This is a genomic window from Streptomyces sp. NBC_01116, from assembly GCF_041435495.1.
In the GTDB taxonomy this organism is placed as follows: Bacteria; Actinomycetota; Actinomycetes; order Streptomycetales; family Streptomycetaceae; genus Streptomyces.
In genome coordinates, this window is sequence record NZ_CP108644.1 from 5,324,102 (window position 1) to 5,349,482 (window position 25,381).

The 25,381-nt window shown below is 74.0% G+C and carries 18 protein-coding genes; 12 read left to right on the forward strand and 6 right to left on the reverse strand.

Features of this window, described 5'->3' with window-relative positions; all coding sequences use genetic code 11:
- Positions 1-90 precede the first annotated feature (90 nt).
- Together OG245_RS23540 and OG245_RS23545 are read right to left on the reverse strand one after the other, a co-directional pair.
- Positions 91-1,926 carry a M23 family metallopeptidase gene (locus OG245_RS23540; RefSeq protein WP_371625436.1) on the reverse strand — a complete coding sequence of 612 codons (1,836 nt, stop codon included), beginning with the start codon at positions 1,924-1,926 and terminating at the stop codon, positions 91-93.
- Between the two features lie 205 nt (positions 1,927-2,131).
- Positions 2,132-3,049 (reverse strand): lipase family alpha/beta hydrolase, encoded by a 918-nt coding sequence (locus OG245_RS23545; RefSeq protein ID WP_371627966.1) that lies wholly within the window; start codon positions 3,047-3,049, stop codon positions 2,132-2,134.
- Positions 3,050-3,467: 418 nt separating this feature from the next.
- On the opposite strand from OG245_RS23545, the gene OG245_RS23550 reads away from it, so the two are divergent.
- Positions 3,468-3,881, forward strand: a complete 414-nt coding sequence (locus OG245_RS23550) for a cobalamin B12-binding domain-containing protein (protein ID WP_371625437.1) — start codon at positions 3,468-3,470, stop codon at positions 3,879-3,881.
- A 209-nt stretch (positions 3,882-4,090) separates the two neighbouring features.
- On the opposite strand, the gene OG245_RS23555 is transcribed toward OG245_RS23550, so the two are convergent.
- Together OG245_RS23555 and OG245_RS23560 are read right to left on the reverse strand one after the other, a co-directional pair.
- The gene (locus OG245_RS23555) at positions 4,091-5,806 is read right to left on the reverse strand and encodes a DUF5691 domain-containing protein (RefSeq protein WP_371625438.1); all 1,716 of its coding nucleotides are present in this window, start codon (positions 5,804-5,806) and stop codon (positions 4,091-4,093) included.
- A gap of 237 nt (positions 5,807-6,043) precedes the next feature.
- Positions 6,044-7,450, reverse strand: a complete 1,407-nt coding sequence (locus tag OG245_RS23560; protein WP_371625439.1) for an SWIM zinc finger family protein — start codon at positions 7,448-7,450, stop codon at positions 6,044-6,046.
- Positions 7,451-7,604: 154 nt separating this feature from the next.
- Between OG245_RS23560 and OG245_RS23565 the strand changes: the two genes are divergently transcribed.
- The 8 genes from OG245_RS23565 (at position 7,605) to sucD (ending at position 18,392) form a co-directional block, all read left to right on the forward strand.
- Positions 7,605-8,132, forward strand: coding sequence for an MmpS family transport accessory protein (locus OG245_RS23565; RefSeq protein WP_371625440.1), 528 nt, complete (start codon positions 7,605-7,607; stop codon positions 8,130-8,132).
- Between the two features lie 254 nt (positions 8,133-8,386).
- Positions 8,387-9,511, forward strand: a complete 1,125-nt coding sequence (locus OG245_RS23570; protein WP_371625441.1) for an AAA family ATPase — start codon at positions 8,387-8,389, stop codon at positions 9,509-9,511.
- A gap of 95 nt (positions 9,512-9,606) precedes the next feature.
- Positions 9,607-12,099, forward strand: coding sequence for a DUF5682 family protein (locus tag OG245_RS23575; protein WP_371627967.1), 2,493 nt, complete (start codon positions 9,607-9,609; stop codon positions 12,097-12,099).
- Entirely contained in the window at positions 12,096-13,442 is a 1,347-nt protein-coding gene (locus OG245_RS23580) for a VWA domain-containing protein (protein ID WP_371625442.1), read from the forward strand. Before OG245_RS23575 ends, OG245_RS23580 begins: the two co-directional genes overlap by 4 nt.
- Positions 13,443-13,612: 170 nt before the next feature.
- Positions 13,613-14,686: a hypothetical protein gene (locus OG245_RS23585; protein WP_371625443.1), complete on the forward strand. Its 1,074-nt coding sequence runs from the start codon at positions 13,613-13,615 to the stop codon at positions 14,684-14,686.
- Positions 14,687-14,792: 106 nt separating this feature from the next.
- Complete coding sequence (locus OG245_RS23590) at positions 14,793-15,875, forward strand: hypothetical protein (protein WP_371625444.1); 1,083 nt, start codon at positions 14,793-14,795, stop codon at positions 15,873-15,875.
- A gap of 429 nt (positions 15,876-16,304) precedes the next feature.
- A complete protein-coding gene (gene sucC / locus OG245_RS23595) occupies positions 16,305-17,486 on the forward strand; it encodes an ADP-forming succinate--CoA ligase subunit beta (protein ID WP_371625445.1) in 1,182 nt (393 codons plus the stop codon).
- Positions 17,487-17,507: 21 nt separating this feature from the next.
- Positions 17,508-18,392, forward strand: a complete 885-nt coding sequence (gene sucD / locus OG245_RS23600) for a succinate--CoA ligase subunit alpha (RefSeq protein WP_371625446.1) — start codon at positions 17,508-17,510, stop codon at positions 18,390-18,392.
- 128 nt (positions 18,393-18,520) lie between these two features.
- Here the strand turns inward: sucD and OG245_RS23605 are convergent, their stop codons facing one another.
- On the reverse strand, positions 18,521-19,837 hold the full coding sequence (locus OG245_RS23605) for a helix-turn-helix domain-containing protein (protein WP_371625447.1): 1,317 nt from the start codon (positions 19,835-19,837) through the stop codon (positions 18,521-18,523).
- Positions 19,838-19,963: 126 nt separating this feature from the next.
- On the opposite strand from OG245_RS23605, the gene OG245_RS23610 reads away from it, so the two are divergent.
- On the forward strand, positions 19,964-21,841 hold the full coding sequence (locus tag OG245_RS23610; RefSeq protein WP_371627968.1) for a DUF6350 family protein: 1,878 nt from the start codon (positions 19,964-19,966) through the stop codon (positions 21,839-21,841).
- On the opposite strand, the gene OG245_RS23615 is transcribed toward OG245_RS23610, so the two are convergent.
- Positions 21,831-22,850, reverse strand: a complete 1,020-nt coding sequence (locus OG245_RS23615; RefSeq protein WP_371625448.1) for a hypothetical protein — start codon at positions 22,848-22,850, stop codon at positions 21,831-21,833. The genes OG245_RS23610 and OG245_RS23615 overlap by 11 nt on opposite strands.
- Before the next feature lie 261 nt (positions 22,851-23,111).
- Here OG245_RS23615 and purN point away from each other — a divergent pair, with 261 nt between their 5' ends.
- Positions 23,112-23,768 (forward strand): phosphoribosylglycinamide formyltransferase, encoded by a 657-nt coding sequence (purN, locus tag OG245_RS23620; protein ID WP_371625449.1) that lies wholly within the window; start codon positions 23,112-23,114, stop codon positions 23,766-23,768.
- Positions 23,755-25,308, forward strand: a complete 1,554-nt coding sequence (purH, locus tag OG245_RS23625; RefSeq protein ID WP_371625450.1) for a bifunctional phosphoribosylaminoimidazolecarboxamide formyltransferase/IMP cyclohydrolase — start codon at positions 23,755-23,757, stop codon at positions 25,306-25,308. The genes purN and purH overlap by 14 nt, the downstream gene beginning before the upstream one ends.
- Positions 25,309-25,381 lie beyond the last annotated feature (73 nt).

The window sequence follows — 25,381 nt, forward strand, 5'->3', positions numbered from 1 at the left end:
GGCGGGACAGGGCCGGACGGACGGAAGCGGGAGGAGGGCCTCGGCCCTCCTCCCGCTTCGCTTTCCGCCCGGTGTTCCCGTGGTTCCGTCTCAGCTCGGGTCGAGGCCCTTGCCGCGCAGCCACGCCAGCGGGTCGATCGCCGCGCCGCCGGCGGGCCGGACCTCGAAGTGCAGGTGCGGACCGGTGGAGTTGCCCGAGTTCCCGGCGTACGCGATGACGTCGCCGGCCTTCACCGGGCCCGAGCGGATCTTGGTGCTGCTGAGGTGGCAGTACCAGGTCTCGGTGCCGTCGGCCGCGGTCACGATCGCCATGACCCCGTAGGCGCTGTTCAGCTGGGTGCGCACGGTGCCGTCGGTCGCGGCCATCACCGGAGTGCCGTACGAGACGGGGAAGTCGATGCCCGAGTGCACGGACATCCAGTTGACGCCCGCCTGACCGTAGTAGGCGCTGAGCCCGTGCTGCTTGACCGGCAGGACGAACTTGGGGCGCAGCGCCTCGCGGCGTGCGGCCTCCTCCTCGCGCTTCTTCTTCTCCGCCGCCTGCCGCTCCCGCAGGTCGATGCGCTCCTGGGTGCGGCTCGCGCGCTCACGGAAGTCGTCGCTGCCCTCGGAGAGCTGCTCCAGCTGGCTGTCGAGCCGGTTGTTCGCGGCGACCGGCTTGACCGTGCTGGGGTCGGCGACCGCCAGCGAGGTGGTCGTCTCCTCCGGCTTCTCCTCGCCACCGGGCATCCCGCCGACCGAGGCGGCGGCGATGCCCGCGACGCTCATCACGCAGGCGGAGGGCACCGCGACGGTGAGCAGGGCGGAACGCTTGGCGGGGGTACGCCGACGGGCGCGGTTGCGGGGCGCGGGAGGACGGACGGCGGTGCGGTTCACGGAGTACGGGGCGGGGGAGTCGTCCCCGGCGTCCGGCTCCGGCGCGGCGTCCGGTGCGAGGGCGGCGAACGCGGCGGTGGAGGAGAGGCCGGTGTCCTGCTCGTCCGCCGTCCCGTCCTGCTCGGCCGTCGCCCCGGGCGTGGCGGCGTCGGCCGGCTGCTGTTCGTACAGCGAGTGCGACGTCTGTTCGGGTTCGTACGCGGTGTCCCCGGGCGTGGCGCCGGAGTTCCACGCGGTGGCGTCGTAGGCGCCCGTGTCGTACGCGCCCGTGCCGTACGCGACCGCGCTGTAGGCGCCGGTTTCGTGGGCGCCGAGGTCGTAGGTGCCGAGGTCGTACGCCCCGGTGTCATGCGAGCCGGTGCCGTGCACCCCGGTGTCATGTGCGCCCGTGTCGAACGTCCCGGTGGTGAACGCGGTGGTGGCGTACGTCCCGGTGTCGGCGGCGGCGGCCGCCGTGCCGTACGCGCCGGTCGGATACGAACCGGTCTCGTAGGCGTCGGCGCCGTGGGCGCCGCCGGTTCCGTACGCGGTGCCGGCCGGGTACGAACCGGTGTCCGCCGGGTACGAACCGGTCTCGTAGGCGGCCGTCCCGTACGCCCCGGTGCCGTAGGCCTCCGTGGCGTACGCGGTGTCCGTGCCGTACGGGGCGGCGGGGAAGCCGGTGGTGGGGAACGCGCCGGTGTCGGCGGTCGCCCACTGGCCGGTCAGGTCCTGCTCGGCGATCTGTTGCCAGGCACCGGAGGTGTCCCACTGCTGCGGGGACTGCTCCTGGGCGGCGTAGCCGTCGTAGGCGGGCGTCTGGTGCGCACCGGTGTCGGTGTTCCACGCGGAGGAGTCGTACGGGCCGCTGTGGTCCGGCTGCCCGGTCGCGTAGGTCGTGTCGTAGCCGGCGCCGTAGGCGCTGTCGCCGTATCCGGTGGCGGGGTGCCCCGCGTCGTAGCCGGTTTCGTGGCCGCCCGAAAGGGAGCCGAAGAGCGGGTCGGTGTCGAAGCCGCCGGTCGATCGGTCGTCGTACCCGACATGCCCGGCGTGGGGGTGCTGGTCGTTCACCAACTTCTCTCTCGCCTCGGCAGCAGGACTGTTCGGGGTCCCGGTCAGGGGAGTCCCAGGGGGAAGCAGTGGCCGCGACTGTACCCGGCAGTATGTGAGGACGACAATCTTCGACAGGTTTTACGTTCGCAGGAAACGGGCAATCGGCCGTCTTTCGGTGGACGGCAGACGCAGCCTTGGCTCTACGTTCGAGTGGTGTTCTATTTCAGGCCGCGGAAGTCGCTCCGGGGGAGGATCCGGCGGCGTTGGCGGTGTGCTCTGCCGTGTCCTCCGGGGTGTCCTCTGTGGCTTCCGGCGCCTCAAGGGCCTCACGGATCGCTGCGGCCACCGTCGGGTGCACGGGCAGGGCGAGGTGTCCGATGCCGGTGACGCGCACGTTCACCGCGTCGAGATCGGGATGATCGACGCACGCGGTTCCGACGGGGACCATCACCTGGTCCCACTCGCTCCAGAAGCTCACGAACCGGGTCCGACAGCCGGGAGCGGGGCCGCGCAGTTCCTCGATCACGGAGGAACCGCCGCGCATCTGACGCACGATGGGGTGAATGCCCGCCCCGGGGGCGACGGCGGTTCCCCCGTGCGGGGTTCCGAGCGTCACCAGGGTGCGCACCCGCCGGTCGCCGCCGAGTCGCTGGACGTAGTACCGGGCGATCAGGCCGCCCAGGCTGTGCCCGACGACGTCGACCCGGCTGTGCCCGGTGCGCGCGCAGATCTCCTCCACATGCAGCCCGAACAGCTCGGCGGCCGTGCGGATGTCGCGTGTCAGCGGTGAGTAGTTGAGGGATTCCAGGTGGCGATGGCCGCGCCGGGTCAGCGCGCGCCGCAGGACGACGAACACGGAACGGTTGTCGATGAAGCCGTGCAGCAGGACGACCGGCGGCGCGACGGCGGTCGCGACCGGCAGCGCGGTGGCCGGATGCGCCTCGCCCCGGGCGGTGGCCGCGTGGACGGCCGCCTCGCTCTCGTCCGGCCCGTCGGCGCCGGCGCCCCCCGGTGGGGCGGGGGAGCGGGGCGGTGGGCGGCGCTCCGGGCGCTCCGGGGTGAGGCCGAAGGGGTAGGCGATCAGGTGCCCGGCGAGGACGGCCAGCTCCAGCGCGGTGGCGGCGAGCAGTGCGGAGGACATCCGGGGGCCCGGCAGCCGGGGGAGGCGGGGCAGTGGGAGAAGGGGAAGGGTGAGGGCGAGCTTCACGGCCGGCCTCCTGCACTGGCGTACGGGGAGGCGGCTCCCGTCCCCGTACGCCCTCACGGGGCGTCGGCACGAGGTCGCGCGGCCGGTGGCGTCCCGGGCGGCGCCGGGAGCCGTACCACCGTGCCGTGCGGCTGGCGGCGCGGTGGTACGGCAACCTCGTAGCGGCTCCCCTTGCGCCGGACCCCGCGCGGCCGGAACACCGCGTGGAACGGGGGACGACGCCTGGCGAACATGTCCCACATGTGATTTCCCCCTCCCCGCCTGCCGCGAAACAGCGCCTTGCGGGATGCTGTGGATAACGTTCGTTCACATCCCCGGCCCTTCAGGCGCGGGAGACCAGGTGGAGGCAGTGATGGGTGTGACCGGTCCGATCCGTGTGGTGGTGGCCAAGCCGGGACTCGACGGCCACGACCGCGGGGCCAAAGTCATCGCGCGGGCGTTGCGGGACGCCGGCATGGAGGTGATCTACACGGGGCTCCACCAGACGCCCGAGCAGATCGTCGACACGGCGATCCAGGAGGACGCCGACGCCATCGGCCTCTCGATCCTCTCCGGGGCGCACAACACGCTGTTCGCCAAGGTGATCGAGCTGCTGAAGGACCGGGACGCGGAGGACATCAAGGTGTTCGGCGGCGGCATCATCCCGGAGGACGACATCGCACCGCTGAAGGAACTGGGCGTCGCGGAGCTGTTCACCCCGGGGGCGACGACGACCGAGATCGTCACGTGGGTCAACGCCAACGTCCGGCAGGCCGCCCAGGCCTGACACCGGCCCCGGAGCGGGCCCGCTGTGCACGGGGCCCGCGCGGGCGGCGGTGATTCCGGCGTCGCCGCGGGCCGCGGCGGCCTCGCCTTGCCCCCGTAGCGGCGGACAGACCGGCTGCCGTCTCCCCGAACGGCGCCGTCAGGAGTTCGACTCCGCCGTTATGACGTCGGCTTCGCCTCCAGGGCGTCGGCTCCGCCTTCGTCGCGGCATCAGGGCATCAGTTCCGCCTCCATGGCGGCGCGCAGCCGCAGGGTGGAGACCAGGCGCTGGAAGGCCTCCGACCAGTAGCCACCCGCTCCGGGTGACGCTCCCTCCTGCTCGTCCTGTGCGGCCGTCAGGACTTCCAGCCGGTCCGCCTCGGCCGGATCCAGACAGCGTTCCGCGAGGCCCATCACTCCGCTGAAGCTCCACGGATAGCTCCCGCCGTCCCGCGCGATGTCGAGAGCGTCGACCACTGCGCGCCCGAGTGGTCCGGCCCAGGGAACCGTGCAGACCCCGAGCAGCTGGAACGCCTCCGAGAGGCCGTGCGCTGCTATGAACTCGGCCACCCAGGAGGCGCGTTCCGCCTGGTCCAGGATGGCGAGGAGCTTCGAGCGCTCGGCGATCGAGGCCGTCCCGGGGCCGCTCGCCGGGGGTGCCGAGGGGCGTCCGAGCAGGGCCCGGGCCCACTGCGGATTCCGCTGCCGCACGGCCGCCCGGCACCAGGCGGCGTGCAGCTCGCCGGCCCAGTCGTCGGCGACCGGCAGGGCCACGATCTCCTCGGCCGACCGGCCGCCGAACCGCTCCTCCCAGACGCCCAGCGGGGCGGCCTCCACCAACTGGCCGAGCCACCACGAGCGTTCACCTCGGCCGGCCGGCGGGATCGCCGCGACGCCGTCGCGCTGCATCGCCGCGTCGCACTCGTGCGGAGCCTCCACGGCGATGGAGGCGACGTCCCCCGTACGGTCCGGGTTCACGCAGGAAGCCGCGCGGGCCGCCATCCGTCCGGCGAGCGCCGACTCGGGCAGCGCGGACAGCAGTTCGGCGGCGGTGGCGCGGACGTTGCGGCTGCGGTCGGACAGGGCCTGCTCCAGGAACGGCTCGTCGTCGGCCCCGAGCCCGGACCTCAGGGAGTCCAGGAACATCAGCCGGTCCTCGGCCCGCTCGGCCGACCAGGTGGTGGCGAGCAGCGTGAGACCGGCGGGCGGGTCCTGCGCCCGTACGGAGTCGAGCAACGCGACCCGCTCCGCGAACAGCCCCTCCTCCCACAACCGGCCCACCGCTTCCGGGTCCGTGATGTCGAGGTGGGGCGCGCCGCTGGCCGCGCCCCGCAGGGCGAACTTCCAGTCGGGATTCAGCCCGGCCAGCCACAGCCCGCGCGGCCCCGCGAACGCGAGCGCCTGCGGGCGCAGGTCCGTACGGGCGCGGGCGGCGTCCAGCAGCGGCGGCAGCAGGGCCGCCGGGGCGCGGAAGCCCTGCCGGTTGGCGGTGGCCAGCCACTGCGGGATCAGCTCGGTGAGGTCGGGGGCGGCCCCGCGCCGACCGCCGCCCGAGGGCGCGGCACGGTCGGCCAGCAGGTGGGCGAGCCGGTGCCGGGCGGCGTCGGGGAGCGCCGGGCGGGGATCCGGGGCGGCCGGCTCGGGCCGGGCCGCCGGCACGGCCGGCAGCAGTCCGGCCCGCTGCCGCACGGTGTGCAGCGCGGCGGCGTCCAGCAGGGCCGCGGGAGCATCGGCCGGCGCGGGGCCGCCGCGTGGTGTCGGGGGGCGGCGGTCGGTGCCCAGGAGCGCCGAGGTGACCAGCTCCTCCCAGGGGTGGCAGCCTGCGGAGGCGCGAGCGGTGGCAGCGGTGCTACCGGTACCGGTCCCGTTGCTGGCAGTGGCAGTGGCAGTGGCATTGGTGATGGCGGTACCGGTGGTGACGGCGGTGGGACTGGTCGTGCGAGGCATCTTTCCCCTCCAGCGGCAGAAATGCGCGGATGTCGTACGGGGACAGCGGACTGGGGGCGGGCAGGACGGTGCTGAGGTGGCGGCGGCAGTGAGCGGGCGACGGGCCGGAGTTCGCTGCGGGCGGGCTGACGTACCGGCGGGCGGGCGGACGTACGGGCAGTTGGGCGGACGTACGGGCAGGTGGAGCGGGGCGCCGGGGTGCCGGGGTGCGCCGGGCGGGTCGGCCGGTCGCGCGGGTCAGACCAGTTGGACGACCGAGCCGTCCGTGGTGCGTCCGTCCTCCTCCGCCTCGCTCGGGTCCCAGGCCGCGAGCGGGTCGAAGCCGCGGTGGCCGATCTCGCCGAACACGGTGACCGGGCCGCCGCCGGACAGGGCGACGAGCTTCCACAGACCCGGCCGGGACAGCGCTGCCGGGGCGATCGGCAGGGCTGAGTCGGTGTGCGCGTCCACCACCTGCCAGCCGTCCTCGGACGGCGCGGGTATGACGTCGCGCAGGGTGACCGGCCAGGCGTCCAGCCAGGGGTCCTCCCGCAGGGCGTCGCCGTAGACGGCCGGCGCGGACGCCGCGGCGATTCCCGGCGGAGGTCCGGCCGGGGCCAGGGCACTGAACTGCTCGCCCAGCTCCGCACGGAGCTGCCCGCCGCCCGGATACGGCGTCAGCTCCGCATCGACCGTCGCGCCCACCGGCAGCGCCTGCGCCGGGGCCCGGCCCGCCGCGCCGAACGAGAGCAGCAGAGCCGTACGGCCCGACTCCCGCCCGTACAGCCAGATCCGGCGGGTGACGATCTTGCCGTCCGGGGTGTCGTACTGCGCGAGGACCAGCCAGTGGTCACGGACCGGGGGGCCCTCGGCGGACACGGGCAGCCCCATCCTCGTGCGCACGGTCGCGGCCAGCGGGTCCGGCAGCCGCTCCCGGCCGAGCCAGGCGGTGTCCAGCAGGTGGAGCAGAGCACACTCCTCCAGCAGGCGGACCGGCCAGCCCGGACCGGATCCGCTGATCGCGCCCAGCTCCCTCACCCGGGCCGCTAGCCCGGGGGCCTGGGCGTCGACCATGCGGGCGGCGGTCTCCTCCCACAGGCCGTACCCCGAGCGGTCGGTCGCGGCGAGTCCGCCGCGCAGCAGGTCGGCCAGTCGCTGTTCCAGCTCCTGGGCCCCGCCCGTGACGCGCTCGGCCCGGCGCTCCGCCCGCTTCAGTGCGGCGGCGGTGTCGGCGGGGGCCCGTGCGGTGTCGCCGCCCGCGGCGGTCCCGCCCTTCTCCGCCGCCCGTCCGCGCCGGGCCTCGATCCACGCCGCGGCCCAGTCGGCAGGCTCGCCCGGCCGGAACGCGGCGTCGTCGGACGCCCGGAACAGCAACAGCCCCAGCGCGTGCTTGCACGGGAACTTCCGGCTCGGGCAACTACAGGAGTAGGCCGGGCCGGTGGTGTCGACCACCGTCCGGTACGGCGTGCTCCCGCTCCCCTTGCACAGGCCCCACAGCGCGCCCGCGGCATCGCGGCCCGTGCCCGTCCACGGGCCGGCCGCGCCGAGCCGCGTACCCGCCTTGCGTGAAGCATCGTCAGGAGCCAGCGCCAGCACCTGTTCCACCGACCAGCGCGCCACCGGTCCACCGGTGGGCGAGGGCTCTCCCCCGTGAGATAGCAGCATGTCCCCGACGGTAGGGGGCACCACTGACAATCCCCTCCGACCTGCGAAGCAGTCGCTCCGAGCGGGATTTGACTTTGCCATTCCCTTACGTTTCCCTGCGATCTCCGCGTACGGAACAGATCCGTGCCCGGTCCGATCCAGGGGGGATCCCGGAATGAACCGCACCATCCGCACCGCACGCACCACCACCAGAGCCACCCGCACCGCACGCACCACCACCAGAGCCACCCGCACCGCACGCACCACCACCAGAGCCACCCGCCCCGTACGCGCCGCTGCCCACGCCCTCGCCGTCGCCGGTCTCGTGCTCGGTCTCGGCGCCTGCTCGGCGGAGTCGGTCGACGACGCGGTCGGCAAGGCGGTCGACACGGCCGTGGACGAGAAGTACGAGGTCACGTACGAGGTCACCGGCAAGAGCGTCGACGAGATCAGCTACCACGGGGGCGGCGGGGAGGCCATGGAGCCCAAGCTGGAGACCGTCACCTCGCCGACCCTGCCGTGGAAGAAGACCGTCGAACTGCGCGGCATCATGCCGCCCGCCGTCATGCCGTTGGCCGTGGACGCGGGCGGCGCCGACGTCACCTGCACCATCACGTACAAGGGCAAGGTCATCAAGGAGGCGAAGGGGGAGGGCATGCTCACGGCAGGCGGCTGCGTCGCGGTATCGCCGATCGTGGGCTGACCGGCCGACCGGCTGACCGGCCGACCGGCTGACCGGCTGACCGGCTGACCGGCTGACCGGCTGACCGGCTGACCGGCTGACCGGCTGACCGGCCGACCGGCCGACCGGCCGACCGGCCGAGCGAGGTCCGGCGGGGGCTGCCGAGCCCGGTGCCGAGCGCCGACAACGGGCCCTGACCTGGGGTCAGGGCCCGTTGTCAGTGGCATGGTGCACGGTGGGAACCACATCAGGTCGACCGATCTGGAGGGGGACCCATGACCGTGTCCGAAACCAACGCCGCCGTCGCGCCGGAGGCGGGCGCCGAGGTGCTGCGCCCGCACGCCGAGGACGCGTTCGCCGACGAGCTGAAGGCGCTCGAAGCCGCCGACGACCGCCCGAGGCCCGCCCGTTGGCGGCTTTCGCCCTGGGCCGTCGCCACGTATCTGCAGGGCGGGACCCTGCCGGACGGCACGGTGATCACACCGAAGTACGTGGGCCCGCGCCGCCTGGTCGAAGTGGCCGTGACCACGCTTGCCACCGACCGGGCCCTGCTCCTGCTCGGCGTCCCCGGCACGGCCAAGACCTGGGTGTCCGAGCATCTCGCCGCCGCCGTCAGCGGTGACTCGACGCTGCTCGTGCAGGGCACGGCGGGGACGCCCGAGGAAGCCGTCCGCTACGGGTGGAACTACGCCCAGCTGCTCGCCCACGGCCCCAGCCGCGACGCCCTGGTGCCCAGTCCGCTGATGCGGGCGATGTCCGAGGGCATGACCGCCCGGGTCGAGGAGCTGACCCGCATTCCGGCCGACGTGCAGGACTCGCTCATCACGATCCTGTCCGAGAAGACGCTCCCCGTTCCCGAGCTGGGGCAGGAGGTCCAGGCCGTCCGCGGCTTCAACCTCATCGCCACGGCCAACGACCGGGACCGCGGCGTCAACGAGCTGTCCAGCGCGCTGCGCCGCCGGTTCAACACCGTCGTGCTGCCCCTGCCCGCCACCCCGGAAGCCGAGGTCGACATCGTGTCCCGGCGGGTCGACCAGATCGGCCGCTCGCTCGACCTGCCCGCGGCGCCGGAGGGCCTGACCGAGATCCGGCGCGTGGTGACGGTCTTCCGCGAACTGCGCGACGGGATGACCACCGACGGGCGCACCAAGCTCAAGTCGCCCTCCGGCACGCTCTCCACCGCGGAGGCGATCTCCGTCGTCACGAACGGCCTCGCGCTCGCCGCCCACTTCGGCGACGGTGTCCTGCGCCCCGGCGACGTCGCGGCCGGCATCCTCGGCGCGGTCGTCCGGGACCCGGCGGCGGACCGGGTGGTCTGGCAGGAGTATCTGGAGACCGTTGTCCGGGAGCGGGACGGCTGGAAGGACTTCTACCGCGCCTGCCGCGAGGTATCCGCATGACGGGCCCCGCCGGGACGACGGGCCCCGCCGGGACGGCAGTGGCGACCGGGTCAGCGGCCACGATCCGGACAGCGGGTACGAGCGGCCCGGCCTCGATGACCGGCACGGCGACGGCGACCGGGACGGCGACGGAGAGGCGCGGAGCCGCCGGGCCGGGGCCCCGCGCGGGTGCCGGACCCTGGCTCCTGGGGGTGCGGCACCACGGCCCCGGGTCGGCCCGCGCGGTCCTCGCCGCGCTCGCGGCGGCCCGCCCGGCCGCTGTCCTCATCGAAGGACCGCCCGAGGGCGACGCGCTGCTGCACCTCGCCGCCGACCCGCGGATGCGTCCCCCCGTCGCACTGCTCGCCCACGCCGTGGACGACCCGGGCCTTGCCTCCTTCTGGCCGATGGCCGCGTTCTCGCCCGAGTGGGTGGCCATCCGCTGGGCTCTCGACCACGACGTCCCGGTCCGCTTCATCGATCTGCCCGCCGCCCACTCCCTCGCACTCAAGGAACCCGCGCCGGGCGTGGGGAGTGAGGAGGCGGCGGCGGGGGAGGGAGCCGGAGAAGAGGCCACACCGGTCGTCGACCCGATCCGGGTGCTCGCCGAGACCGCCGGATACGACGATCCCGAACGCTGGTGGGAGGACGTCGTCGAGCACCGCTCGACCACCGGAGCGACACCCACCGACGTCCCACCCGGGACCACGGACGACGGGAACGGCGGAGGCGACGGGAGCGACGGGAGCGACGGGAGCCAGGGTGGCGACGAGCGCCACGGGGGCGATGCGCTCGCGCCGTTCGTCGCGCTCGCGGAGGCCATGAGCGCGCTCCGCGAGGCGTACGGCGACGGCGGGCAGCCCCGGGACGCGGTGCGCGAGGCGTACATGCGGATCCAACTTCGTACCGCGCGCAAGGAATTCGGTGACGGCGTCGCCGTCGTGTGCGGGGCCTGGCACGTTCCGGCCCTCGCCGCGCGGACCACTCTCGCCGCCGACCGCGCCCTGCTCAAGGGGCTCCCGAAGGTCAAGGCCGATCTGACCTGGGTGCCGTGGACCCACCGCCGGCTCGCCCGGCACAGCGGATACGGGGCGGGGATCGACTCGCCCGGCTGGTACGGGCACCTCTTCGACGCCGCCGACCGGCCGATCGAGCGATGGATGACCAAGGTCGCCGGACTCCTGCGCGAGGAGGACCGGTTCGTCTCCACCGCCCATGTCATCGAGGCCGTGCGGCTCGCCGAGACCCTCGCCGCACTCCGGGGTCGCCCGCTGGCCGGTCTCGGCGAGACGACCGACGCGGTGCGGGCCGTCATGTGCGAGGGATCCGATGTCCCGCTCGCCCTCGTCCGGGACCGGCTGATCGTCGGCGAGACCCTCGGCGAGGTGCCGGACGCCGCCCCGGCCGTCCCGCTGCAACGGGACCTGACCCGCAGCCAGCGCACCCTCCGGCTCAAGCCGGAGGCGTCGGAACGCGAGATGGACCTCGACCTGCGCAAGGAGACCGACGCCGCCCGCAGCCGCCTCCTGCACCGGCTGCGCCTCCTCGACATCGGCTGGGGCGAACCGGTCGCGGGCCGGGGCAGCACCGGCACCTTCCGGGAGAGCTGGCGGCTGAGCTGGGAACCGGAACTGCACGTCCGGGTCGCGGAAGCGGGTGTGTGGGGCACCACCGTCCTCACCGCCGCCACCGCGAAGGCCGAGTCGGGGGCCGTGGCGGCGACCGCGCTGGCCGACGTCACCGCACTCGCCGAACACTGCCTCCTCGCAGGGCTGCCCGAGGCGCTGCCCGTCGTGATGAGGGCCCTCGCCGACCGGGCCGCACTCGACGCGGACGTCGGCCACCTCGCGGACGCGCTGCCCGCCCTGGCCCGCTCCCTGCGGTACGGGGACGTGCGCTCCACGGACACGGCGGCGCTCGCGGAGGTCGCCGCCGGACTCGCCGAGCGGATCTGTGTCGGCCTGCCGCCCGCCTGCACCGGCCTCGACGGGGACGGGGCCGAGGCGCTGCGCCGTCAGATGGAGGCCGTGCACGGTGCGATCGGGCTCCTGCTCGCCGGAGCGGCCCCGGCCGAAGGGCTGCGGGAGCGCTGGGACGCCGTCCTGCACAAGCTGGCGGCCCGGGGCACGGTCGCCGGCATCATCCGGGGCCGGGCCACCCGGCTGCTCCTGGACGAGGGGCGGCTGGCGGTGGACGAGGCGGCCCGGCTGATGGGCCTGGCGCTCTCGCCCGGGACCCCGCCCGCCGACGCCGCCGCCTGGATCGAGGGGTTCGTCGGCGGCGCGTCGGGCGGCGGCATGCTGCTGGTCCACGACGAGCGGCTGCTCGGGCTGGTCGACGCCTGGCTGACCGGCGTTCCCGCCGAGATGTTCACCGATGTGCTGCCGCTGCTGCGCCGCACGTTCTCCGCGTACGAGCCGGGCGTACGGCGCACTCTGGGCGAGCTGGTCCGGCGCGGGCCCGTGACCGGGGGCGCCCGCCGGGGCGACGCAGGCCGGGTGCCCGGGGGCTTCGGACCCGGCCTCGACCGGGCCAGGGCCGACGCCGTGGAGTCGGTGGTGAGCCTGCTGCTCGGCCGCCGGTCGGAGCCCGAGGAGGCAGCCGGATGACGAGGGCCACGACCGGCCCAAGCACGACCGGCCCGGGCACGACGGACCCGGGCGCGAGAGACATGGGCACGACGGACCCGGCAGGGGAGACGGAGACGATGGAACGGACGACGGCACAGGTCTCGGGCGCCGCGCGGCCACATGCCCCGCACGTGCCCGACGCCGAACGGCTGCGGCGCTGGCGGATGGTGCTCGGCGCGGACAGCGCCGACAGCACCGGGCGCACCCTCACCGGCCAGGACGCGGCCATGGACAGTGCCTTGGACGCGCTGTACGGCGGGGGCGCGGGGAAGAAGCCCGGCGGCCGGGGCTCCGGTGGCCGTTCGGCGGGCCTCGGCGCGTCGGCGCCCTCCGTCGCCCGCTGGCTCGGCGACATCCGGACCTACTTCCCCAGCTCCGTGGTCCAGGTCATGCAGCGCGACGCGATCGACCGGCTCGGCCTCGCGGCCCTGCTCCTCGAACCGGAGATGCTGGAGGCGGTCGAGGCGGACGTCCACCTCGTCGGCACCCTGCTCTCCCTCAACAAGGCGATGCCCGAGACGACGAAGGAGACCGCACGCGCCGTGGTCCGCAAGGTCGTCGAGGACCTGGAGAAGCGGCTGGAGAACCGCACCAGAGCCACCCTGACCGGTGCCCTGGACCGCTCGGCGCGCATCAGCCGGCCCCGCCACCGGGACATCGACTGGAACCGCACCATCCGGGCCAACCTCAAGAACCACCTCCCCGTCCCGGGGGGCGACAGCGCGCCGCCGAGGGGCACGATCGTCCCCGAGCGCCTCATCGGCTACGGGCGCGCCTCCCGGTCCGCCAGGAAGGACATCGTCCTGTGCATCGACCAGTCGGGCTCGATGGCCGCGTCGGTCGTCTACGCCTCGGTCTTCGGTGCGGTCCTCGCCTCCATGCGCACCCTCTCGACCCGGCTCGTCGTCTTCGACACGGCGGTCGTCGACCTCACGGACCAGCTCGACGACCCGGTCGACGTCCTCTTCGGCACCCAGCTCGGCGGCGGCACCGACATCAACCGGGCGCTCGCCTACTGCCAGTCGAAGATCACCCGTCCCGCGGACACCGTCGTCGTCCTCATCAGCGACCTCTACGAGGGCGGCATACGCGACGAGATGCTCAAGCGGGTCGCCGCGATGAAAGCCTCCGGCGTGCAGTTCGTGACGCTGCTCGCGCTCTCCGACGAGGGCGCGCCCGCGTACGACCACGAGCACGCGGCGGCGCTCGGGGCGCTGGGAGCACCCGCGTTCGCCTGTACTCCGGATCTCTTCCCGGACGTCATGGCTGCGGCGATCGAGAAGAGGCCACTGCCCATACAGGACATGGAGGCCCAAGAGTAGCCAGGGACTTGCGTGACCCCCACGGGCTCGTGCAAGCATCGACCCGTCGTTCACGGAGGGGCGCATTCCGCCATCCGTGAGGGATCCATGCACCAGGGATTCGTGCACCAGGATCCATGCGCCCGGGATCCAAACGCCAGAGGTCCGTGCGCCAGGGAGGAGCCACCGAGGTGACCGCAACCGCCGCTGCCCGCGCAACCGCCGCTGCCCGCGCAGCCGTCGACCCGCGCCCGGCGCGGGGTACGGCGGGGCGTCGCGCGGTACAGGCGGTGCTGTTCCTCGGCGGCCTGCTGGCTCTGGGCCTCCTCGCGGGCGGAAGCGCGGAAGCACGGGAGCGTCCCGATCCGGGCCGGCTCTCCGTCTCCGTGGCGGACACCGCGTCGGAAGGCGCAGTCACCGGGGCCGCCGCCCGCACGGCAGTCGAGCCTTCGGCCCGGCGGGTCCCGGCGCGGGACACCGAGCCGGTGGTCCAGCCGGTGGTCCAGCCGGTGGTCGGGCAGATCGACCCTGCCGCTCGGCAACCGGCCGCACAGCAGCGGGCCGTACAGAAAGGCCCTGCGGAACCCGGCGTCGAATCCGCCGCGGAACTGACCGCCGAACCCGCAGCCCCTGCCGACGCTCTTGCCTCCGCGGCTCCCACGACTTCCACCGCTTCCATGGCTCCCACCGCCTCCACGCCCGCTCGCGTCCGCGATGCCGTGGTCGTGGGTGCGGGAGACACCGTGGACCGGGTCGCCGGGGTGGTGCGGCCGTTGGCGCCGTCCGTGCCGGGGCTGCCCCCTCTTCTCTCCGTGCTCCCCTCGCCGGGTGGGCCCGGTGGCGAGCCGGACGTACCCGGTGCTCCGTCACCTTCCGTGCCGGACACCGGCCGTGACGCCGGAACCGGGCCGGCGGTGCCGGGCGATGCCGGGGCTGACACCTCTGCCGAGCCGACGGTCGGCCATGACCGAAGCAGGGGAGCACCGGGCTCCGCGTCGGTCGCGCCGGACGGTTCCGGACCGCCGGACGCCGGGCACGCACAGGGCTCCGAGCCCACGCCGGCGCCTGGTCGCGCGCCGTTCGGCCCCTGCGGCGACCTCGCGCGTACGACGGTGGCCGACGTCCAGGGGCCGCGCGGCGGCGACCTGTACGCGGTCCGGTCCCCGGGCGGTCCGCACACCGCGCTCGTCCGGGGAGCGGGCCTCCCGGCGACCTCGGCCCCGGTACCCGGCAGATCCGGCGAGATCCTCGAATTCCCCGGCTAGGGCAGGCCGTTCCCCCGCCTCGACCTGCCGCGCGGGGGCGGAACAGGTCTGCCCGCGTCCGGAGCTCTCCGGACTGCCGAACATCTTCGAAGGATCTGACACACCCATGCACAAGAACATGCGCCGATCCATAGCCGTCGCCGCCACCGCCACCGGTATGTGGGCGCTCGGCACCGCCGCGGCGAGCGCGGACGAACTGCCCGTGTCCGTACCGCTCTCCACCCCGGACCTCGCGGCCGAGGCCTCCGACGCGACCGAGACCGTCAAGGACGTCAGGGATGTCAAGGACGTCACGGACGTGAAGGCCGTCGATGACGTCACCGAAGCCAAGGGCCTCAAGGAGGTCAGGGACGCCAAGGTCCTCGAGGAGACCAGGGGCACCGACGGCATCGACGGTGCCAAGGACACGCTGACCGAGGTCGGGAGCAAGGTCGCCGGTGCAGCCGACGTACGGGACGGCCTCCCGTCGGACGGCCTCCCGTCACAGGTGCGTGCGCCGTGGGCCCCGGCGGTCGCGGAGGTCCCGGACCTCGGCGACGTACAGCAGGCGCCCGGGGCCGTGCAGCTTCCCGCTGCGCCGGCGGTCGACGAGATCGACTACCTCTTCGGGCCGATCGAACAGATCCCCGGCTACGCGCAGAACGAGGCGCCCACCGCCGTCCAGGGGACGCTGGCGGAGGCCGGGCCCGTGGTCGGGCGGACGTCCGACTCCGTGCTGCCGCCGCTCGCCGCGGGCGCGGTCGACGTCGCCGTCCCGGTCGTCGGGCAGGCGGTCGGCGACGTCGGCACGCTCGCCCGGGGAGCCGTCGCCGAGGTCACGCCGTTCGCCCGGGGAGTCGTCGGCGACGCCGCCGCCCCGTTCGTGCAGGGCGTCACGACCGAGGTCCAGCCGCTGGCGGCGGGCGTCACGGGTGCGGCCGTGCCGTTCGCCGGGGGCGTCGTGTCCGAGGTGCCGCCGCTCGCCGAGGGGCTGACCGGCGACGCGGTCGCGCCGTTCGCCCAGGGGGTCGCCACCCGGGTGCAGCCGCTGGCCGAGGGCGTCGGAGCGCAGGCCCGGCCGTTCGCGGGCGGTCTGGCGGACACGGTCCGCGAGGACGCCCGTCCCGCCGTCGCCCACGCGGGCGTCGGCGTCCAGGACGCCACCTCGGTCGCCCCGTCCTTCGCGACGGACGCGCTGCCGACGCTCTGAGAAGAGCGACGCGCTCGCGCCCCGAGCCCGGACGTGGTGCTCGCGCCGTGAGCCGGACCGGAAGCCGGACGCGGCGCTCGTGCCCTGATCCGGACGGGCCGCGCAGGCCGAGAGGCGGCGCGGTTCACCGCATCGGAGTACCCGGCCCAGGGGGACCCGGGCCGGGTACTCCGGGCCCGACCAGCCTCTTCCGGCTCCCGGCGAGCCCCGCCCGGGAGCCGGAGGGGCCACCCTCTGTGACCGTTATCACCGCTCAGGTGGGATCTGCGATTTAGGGTCACGCCGAGCGCGGGGATAACCTGCCGGATGGACATGCCGCGTACTCGGACACCGTGTACGCCTCCCTAGTGACAGCGCAGTCACGTTGCCCATCGCGGCACGCCCACGCAGAAGAACGAACCGCGATACCACTAAAAGGGACGGACGCGCGTGGACCTGTTCGAGTACCAGGCGAGGGACCTCTTCGCCAAGCACGGTGTACCGGTGCTGGCCGGTGAAGTCATCGACACGCCTGAGGCAGCCCGCGAGGCGACCGAGAAGCTGGGCGGCAAGTCTGTCGTCAAGGCGCAGGTGAAGGTCGGAGGCCGCGGCAAGGCCGGCGGCGTCAAGCTGGCGGCCGACCCCGACGAGGCGGTCGCCCGGGCGACCGACATTCTCGGCATGGACATCAAGGGCCACACGGTCCACAAGGTGATGATCGCCGAGCTGTCGCCGGAGATCGAGGCGGAGTACTACGTCTCGTACCTCCTCGACCGCACCAACCGCACCTTCCTGGCCATGGCCTCGGTGCAGGGCGGCATGGACATCGAGGAGGTCGCGGAGAAGACCCCCGAGGCCCTCGCGAAGGTCCCGGTCAACGCCGTCGACGGCGTCGACATCGTCAAGGCCCGCGAGATCGTGGCCCAGGCGAAGTTCCCGGCCGACGTGGCCGAGGGTGTCGCCGAGGCCCTGGTGACCCTGTGGGACACCTTCGTCGCCGAGGACGCGCTCCTCGTCGAGGTCAACCCGCTGGTCAAGACCAAGGACGGCCGGATCCTGGCCCTGGACGGCAAGGTGTCTCTCGACGAGAACGCCGACTTCCGCCAGCCGGACCACGAGGCTCTCGAGGACAAGGACGCAGCCAACCCGCTCGAGGCTGCCGCCAAGGCCAAGAACCTCAACTACGTCAAGCTCGACGGCGAGGTCGGCATCATCGGCAACGGCGCCGGTCTGGTCATGTCGACCCTGGACGTCGTCGCGTACGCCGGTGAGAACCACGGCAACGTGAAGCCCGCCAACTTCCTCGACATCGGTGGCGGCGCCTCCGCCGAGGTCATGGCGAACGGCCTGGAGATCATCCTCGGCGACCCGGACGTCAAGTCCGTCTTCGTCAACGTCTTCGGTGGCATCACCGCCTGCGACGAGGTCGCCAACGGCATCGTGCAGGCGCTCGCGCTGCTCGAGTCCAAGGGCGAGAAGGTCGAGAAGCCGCTGGTCGTGCGTCTCGACGGCAACAACGCGGAGCTGGGTCGCAAGATCCTTTCCGACGCCAACCACCCGCTCGTGCAGCGTGTGGACACCATGGACGGCGCGGCCGACAAGGCCGCCGAGCTCGCCGCGGCTGCGAAGTAAGGAAGAGGGACTCAGACCACCATGGCTATCTTCCTCACCAAGGACAGCAAGGTCATCGTCCAGGGGATGACCGGCGCGACGGGCATGAAGCACACCAAGCTCATGCTCGCCGACGGCACCAACATCGTCGGCGGCGTGAACCCGCGCAAGGCCGGCACCTCCGTCGACTTCGACGGCACCGAGGTACCGGTCTTCGGCTCCGTCGCCGAGGCGATGGAGAAGACCGGCGCGAACGTGTCCGTCCTCTTCGTGCCGCCGGCCTTCTCCAAGGCCGCCGTCGTCGAGGCGATCGACGCCGAGATCTCGCTCGCCGTCGTGATCACCGAGGGCATCGCCGTTCACGACTCGGCCGCCTTCTGGGCGTACGCCGGCGCTAAGGGCAACAAGACCCGGATCATCGGCCCGAACTGCCCGGGTCTCATCACCCCCGGCCAGTCCAACGCCGGCATCATCCCGGGCGACATCACCAAGCCCGGCCGCATCGGTCTCGTGTCGAAGTCCGGCACGCTGACCTACCAGATGATGTACGAGCTCCGTGACATCGGCTTCTCGTCCGCCGTCGGCATCGGTGGCGACCCGGTCATCGGCACCACGCACATCGACGCCCTCGCGGCGTTCGAGGCGGACCCGGAGACCGACCTCATCGTGATGATCGGCGAGATCGGCGGCGACGCCGAGGAGCGTGCCGCCGACTTCATCGCGAAGAACGTCACGAAGCCGGTCGTCGGTTACGTCGCGGGCTTCACCGCCCCGGAGGGCAAGACCATGGGCCACGCCGGCGCCATCGTCTCCGGCTCCTCGGGCACCGCCCAGGCGAAGAAGGAGGCCCTCGAGGCCGCCGGCGTCAAGGTCGGCAAGACGCCGACCGAGACCGCCAAGCTGGCGCGCGAGATCCTCGGCGCCTGACGCAGTCGGTCAGGCGGCGGAGACACGCTGCGAACGGCGCGGGCCCGCACCTCTGCATCACAGGGGGTGCGGGCCCGCGCCGTTCGTGTACGCGGCCGCCAGCCGGTGGCCGACGAGTGCCCGACGGCTCACCGGAGCTGCGGGATCAGCCGCTCCGGGCCGTGCGCCAGCTGCTCGCGCAGCGACTTCTGGAGCTTCAGGTCCTGCGCGGTGAGCTTCTGCGGACCACCGCGCGGCGGTACGCCCCCGACCCGCTCGGCGGGGGAGATCGGCTGCTCGTAGTGGGTGGGCGCGGTGTGGAGGGTCAGCCCGGTCACGGCGATGAGGAGCGCGACGCCCGCGATGGCGGCCCGGGTCCACATCCTGGCCCTGTCCTCGCTGCCGGTGCGCACGGCACGGGCCGGCCGCGGTACGGGGACGTGCTCGGCGCGCGCGAGCCCGCCGAGCCGGTCGTGCAGCAGGGCCGACTGCTCGGCGGGCGAGTCGACGGCCGCCAGTTCGGGGAGCCGCTCGACGACGGCGGCGCGGGCGGTCATCAGACGGCCCGCCGCCGCCGGCGTGCTGGCCTCGGTCTCGGCTGCGGTCTCCGGGAGGTCCAGGCCGACCCCGTCGTACAGGAGCAGGGTGCGCCGGTAGGCCGGGGGCAGCTCCAGCAGCGCGTCGAACAGCGCCTGCTTCCCCGGCTCCGTGGGCGGGGCGTCGGGGTGCCGGTGCGCACGGCGCAGCCGTTGCCAGGGGGACATCGCGTACTCGTACGCCGCCGCGCGCACCCAGCCCGCCGGGTCGCGGTCGACGGCCACCTCGGGCCAGCGATGCCAGGCCAGCTGGAAGGCTCGCTCGACCGACTCGCGGGCCAGGGCGCGGCGTCCGGTCAGCAGATAGGTCTGCCGGACGAGGCCGGGGGCGGTGCGGGTGTACAGCTCGTCGAATGCCTCGGCGGGTGAGGAAGGCCGCTCGTCGGCCGCCTCGGTGCCGGTGCCGGTGCCCGAGTCCGCCGCCACCACCACCGTCGCCCTCGCCGGGGCCTTCGCCACCACTGCTTTCAGCTCCGGAGCGGCCACGGGAATCGCTTCCGGAGCGGCTGCCCCAGCGGTTTCCGGGATGGGTTCCGGAGCCGGCGGAGCTGACGGAGTCGCCGGAGCTGATGGAGTCGCCGGTTTCACCGGCGTCGCGGGAGCCGGCGGATCTGCCACCGCCGTCACGGCTGTGGGCGCCGTCGTGGTGAGCGCCTCCGGTTCGGGGGCGATGAGCTTCGCGTACAGCGCGCGCTTGCGCCCGCGCGGGCTTGTGCGCCCCGTCTCCCAGGAGCGCACGGTGGCGCGCGTGACGCCGACGGCCGCCGCCACCTGCTCCTCGCTCAGCGATTTCGCCTCGCGCAGTCTGCGGCGCTCCTTGGGGGAGGGCAGCTGCGGCGCGGCGGCCTCGTCGGTCGCGCTCCGGGTCATGGGTGACTCCCGGCAGCGCCGCACTGGGTGAAAAAGTACATAAACGTATATTGAGCGACACAACGGCTGTTCGCGCGTTACGCGAAATAAGCGCGTGTCGTTGGCAGCATGGGCCGCGTGACCCAGATGACGCAACGCAACCCGAAGGCGGCGGCCGAGCGGAACCGCACGCTCGCCCTGGCCTCCGCCCTGGTGCGAGGTGCCGTCGCCGCCGGGCTCGGCCTCGGGTCCCTGACGGTGCTGGTCATGGTGGTGTGGATCAGCTCCCCGTACCCCGACAGCGGACCGGGCGGGGCGCTGCGTACGGCCGCCGGGGTCTGGCTGCTCGCGCACGGCGCGGGACTCGTGCGGCCCGAAACCCTGAGCGGCGTTCCCGCACCCGTCGGTGTGGTGCCGCTGCTGCTCGTGGTGGGTCCGGTCTGGCTGGCGCACCGCGCGGCGCGCGACGCGGCGGAGCCGGAGGAGGGGCGGCCCAGCCCTTCGCGGGCGGGCGCGTTCTGCGCGGTGACCGCGGGATACCTGCTGGTCGTGGCCGGGGCGGCGGCCTGTGCCCGGGGCGGTTCGCTGCGCCCGGACCCGGACACGCTGGTGTTCCCGGTGGCGCTGGTGGTGGCCGGTGCGGCGGCGGCCGGGGTGTGGACGGCGGCCGGGCGGCCCCTCGGGCCCCTGCCGTCCTGGTCGCCGCTGGCGCTGCACGAGGCGATCGCCCGGACGCTGTTCCGCGACCGGGCCGAGGCGGCGTGCCGGTCGGCGGCGGTGGGCGTGACCGTGCTGCTCGGAGGCGGTGCGCTGCTGGTCGCGGTGGCGCTCGGCCGGAACGCGGGGGCGGCGCAGGACGCCTTCCTGGGGCTCGCGGGCGACTGGTCGGGACGGTTCGCCGTACTCCTGCTGGCCGCCTCGCTCGCGCCGAACGCCGCGCTGTGGGGCGCGTCGTACGGGCTCGGGCCGGGCTTCTCGCTCGGTACGGGAGCCACCGCCACGCCGCTGGGCCTCCACGGGACCCCGTCGGTGCCCCACTTCCCCCTGCTGGCGGCCGTGCCGGACCAGGGGCCGGGCTCCCCGCTGAACTGGGCGGCCCTGGCGGTGCCGGTGACGGCGGCGCTGGCGGTCGCCTGGTTCACCGCCCGCAGGGCCGCGCCCGCCGACGCGCCCCGCGCTCAGGTGTGGAGCCGGCGCGAGACGGTGCGGGTGACGCTGCTCGCCGCGCTGGCGTGCGGTGCCGTGACGGGGCTGCTCACGGCGGTGGCCGGGGGGCCGCTCGGCACCGGGGCGCTGAGGGAGTTCGGCCCGGTGTGGTGGCTGGCCGGTCCGGCGGCACTGGCGTGGACCGCGGGCGTCGGCGTCCCCGCGGTCCTGCTGCTGCGTCTGTGGCGCCTGCGCACGCCGGGCTGGGCCTGGCGCAGGGACGTGCCGGGAGCGGACGTGCCGGGAGCGGACGCGCCCCCGGTGACAGCGCCGGCGCCGACCCCGACGCCGGCGAGAGCGACGGCGTCCGGGGACGGGGCAGAGGCAGCGACGGGGACGGAGGCCGGCATCGGGCGTCCGCGCCGCTGGTGGGCGCCGTGGCGTGGCCGGGGCCGGGCGGCGGACGCGTCCGGCGACGCGGCGCGGGCCGCTTCCTCCGTTCCGGGCCCGGGGGCGGCCCCCGAACCGGGCCCCGGCGCTCCGGCCGGCGCGGCGGCGGGGCGGGGCGACGCGGGGTTCGAGCCGTACGACTTCCTGCCGACCGACCCGTGGCACGGGACGACCGACCCGTGGCACGGGAAGGACTTCAGGGAGGCCCGTTGGGCCTCCCTGAAGCGGAACTCCGGCGGGCTGATGGCCGACTTCCCCGCGGAACCCGCCGCCGAGCGCACGGAGCGCACCGACCGCACCGCCCCCACTGACCCCGTCGGCCGCGCTGCCCCCACTGATCGCGCCGATCCTGCCGATCCCGCCGATCCCGTCGATTTCGCCGCGGGCCGCCCCGCGCCGGAGCCGGACCGCCCGCTGCCTACTCCTTGACGCCGAAGAACGGCTCCAGCGGCTTCGGCAACTGCTCGTTGCAGGCCAGCGCGCCGGTCTTGGTCAGGGCGTCGTTGACGCAGGTGTAGTAGTCGCGGTAGACGAGCTGCACGGTGAACGTGGTCGCCACGATGAGCAGCGCCAGCAGGCCGGTCACCAGGCCGCTCACCGCCGCCGTGGTCTGCTGCCTGCTGCTGACGCTCGGCGCCGCGGCGGGCGCGGGCGCGGTGGGCGAGGCTCCGGAGACGTCGCCCGCCGTGGCTCCCGTGCCGGTCCCGGACCCCGTGGCGGTCCCGGCCGCCCCGGTGTCGCCCGCCGAGGCGCGGTCCGTCGAGGAGGCGCCCTTCATCGGGGTGCGGAGCGCGCTGATCGCCCAGTACGTCGAGAGCGCGCCCAGCAGCAGCGCGAGCTCGGAGAGGTCGAAGAGGGCGAAGAAGAAGGCCCACATGCCGCCGAGCACCGCGTAGCGGGCGCGCCGCTGTGCGGGGTCGGTGGGGTCCCAGCGGAGTCCGCCCGGACCGCCGCGATCGGAACCGCCCTTGCCGCCCGGGCCGCCGGAGCCGTTCCCGCCGGGGCGGCCGCCGAAGCCGCCGTTGCCCCGGCCGGGCTGCTTGCTGCTCCACTGGCTGCCCCACGACGGGCGGTCCCCGGAGCCGTTCCCGTCGGACCCACCGTTCCCGTCCGAACCGTTCGACCCCTGCGACCGGTCCGACCCGTCCGACCCGGCGGGGCGGCGCGGCTGCCACGGCCGGTCCGGACGGTCCGCGGGCGGCGCGGCGAACGGGTTGTCCTCCGGCGGCTTCCCGGCGGAGCCGGATCCCGGAGTGGAACCCGATGAGGAACCCGCGGAAGAGGAACCTGAGGAAGAGGGTTCCGCAGACGTGGGTTCCGGAGACGAGGAGCCCGGCGAGGAGGGGTCCGGCGAAGAGGACTGGCGTTCCCGCATCAGCGGAGCGGGCCGCTCGGTCAGAGGGAGGCGGAAGGCGGTGCGACGGCGTCGGTCCGGCATGTGGTGAACGTCTTCCCCATCTCGTCATGTCCGCCCGTAGGACGGTTCGTCCGCCCGGTGGACGGCACGCTGTCCCCTGACGCTACCTCCCGGTCACGCCCCCGTCCCGTGGGGGCCGTCGGGTGTGCCGGTATCGTTGCTGACGGTCGGCCCGTTCGTAGGGTTCCCCGTATCGGGCGAAGCGATTCTTTCGTACGACCCTACAAAGAGCATGCCGCGCCTGCGTCATCATGCGGTCATCACGTGAGAAAGGGCCCCGACGTGGCCTCCCCGCCCCCCTCCGCCTCTCCTGCCCGGCTGGTCGTGCTGGTCTCCGGATCAGGGACGAATCTCCAGGCGCTGCTCGACGCCATCGGCGACGACCCGGCGGTGTACGGGGCGCGGATCGTCGCGGTCGGCGCGGACCGTGACGGCACCGGCGGCGTGGAGCGCGCGGAACGGGCCGGAATCCCCACGTTCGTGTGCAAGCTCAAGGACCACCCGACCCGCGCGGAGTGGGACGAGGCGCTCGCCGCGCAGGTCGCCGCACACCGCCCGGACCTCGTGGTCTCCGCCGGTTTCATGAAGATCGTCGGCCCGGCGTTCCTCGCCGCGTTCGGCGGCCGGACCGTCAACACCCACCCCGCCCTGCTCCCCAGCTTTCCCGGTGCCCACGGCGTGCGTGACGCACTCGCGTACGGCGTGAAGGTCACCGGCTGCACCGTCCACTTCGTCGACGACGGCGTCGACACCGGTCCGATCATCGCGCAGGGCGTGGTCGAGGTGACCGAGGAGGACACCCCGGAGGGTGAAGCCGCCCTCCATGAACGGATCAAGGAAGTCGAGCGCTCGCTGCTCGTCGAGGCCGTGGGGCGGATCGCCCGCGACGGCTATCGCATTGAGGGACGAAAGGTTCATCTCGGTCATGTCGGTGAATAAGCCCATCCGCCGCGCCCTGGTCAGTGTCTACGACAAGACGGGGCTCGAAGACCTCGCCCGCGGCCTGCACGAGGCGGGCGTCGAACTCGTCTCCACCGGCTCCACCGCCGGGAGGATCGCCGCCGCCGGAGTGCCGGTCACCAAGGTCGAGGAGCTCACCGGCTTCCCCGAGTGCCTGGACGGCCGGGTCAAGACGCTGCACCCCCGCGTCCACGCCGGCATCCTCGCCGATCTGCGTCTCGACGCCCACCGCGAGCAGCTCGCCGAGCTCGGCGTCGAGCCCTTCGACCTGGTCGTGGTGAACCTCTACCCGTTCAAGGAGACGGTCGCCTCGGGCGCCTCCGACGACGAGTGCGTCGAACAGATCGACATCGGCGGCCCCTCGATGGTCCGCGCCGCCGCCAAGAACCACCCCTCCGTCGCCGTCGTCACGAGCCCCGAGCGGTACGCCGACGTCCTCGCGGCCGTCACGACCGGCGGCTTCGACCTCACCGCCCGCAAGCGGCTCGCCGCCGAAGCGTTCCAGCACACCGCCGCGTACGACGTGGCCGTGGCCTCCTGGTTCGCTGCCGACTACGCCGCCGCCGACGACTCGGGCCTCCCCGAGTTCCTCGGCGACACCTTCACGCGCAAGAACGTCCTGCGCTACGGCGAGAACCCGCACCAGCCCGCCGCGCTCTACACCTCCGGCGACGGGGGTCTCGCCGAGGCCGAGCAGCTGCACGGCAAGGAGATGTCCTACAACAACTACACGGACACCGACGCCGCCCGCCGCGCCGCCTACGACCACGCCGAGCCCTGTGTCGCGATCATCAAGCACGCCAACCCGTGCGGCATCGCCATCGCCGACGACGTCGCGACCGCGCACCGCAACGCGCACGCCTGCGACCCGCTCTCCGCGTTCGGCGGCGTCATCGCCGTCAACCGTCCGGTGACCGTCGAGATGGCCGAGCAGGTCGCGGAGATCTTCACCGAGGTCATCGTCGCCCCGGCCTACGAGGACGGCGCCGTCGAGGTGCTGACCCGCAAGAAGAACATCCGCGTGCTGCGCGCCCCCGAGGCCCCGGCCTCCGCGTTCGAGGTGAAGCCGATCGACGGCGGCGCGCTGCTCCAGGCCGCCGACCGCCTCCAGGCCGACGGCGACGACCCGGCCAACTGGACGCTCGCCACCGGCGACGCGCTCTCCGAGGCCGAGCTGAAGGAGCTGGCCTTCGCCTGGAAGGCGAGCCGCGCCGTCAAGTCCAACGCGATCCTGCTCGCCAAGGGCGGCGCCTCGGTCGGCGTCGGCATGGGCCAGGTCAACCGGGTCGACTCCGCGAAGCTCGCCGTCGAGCGGGCGGGCGAGGAGCGGGCGCGCGGGGCCTACGCCGCCTCCGACGCCTTCTTCCCGTTCCCCGACGGCCTGGAGATCCTCACGGCCGCCGGCGTCAAGGCCGTCGCCCAGCCCGGCGGGTCCGTCCGCGACGAGCTGGTGATCGAGGCCGCGAAGAAGGCCGGCGTGACCATGTACTTCACGGGCACGCGCCACTTCTTCCACTGACCGGGACCTCTCCCGCGGAGTTCACCGACCCGGCCCGAGGCCGCACCCCGACACGGGTGCGGCCCCGGCCGGT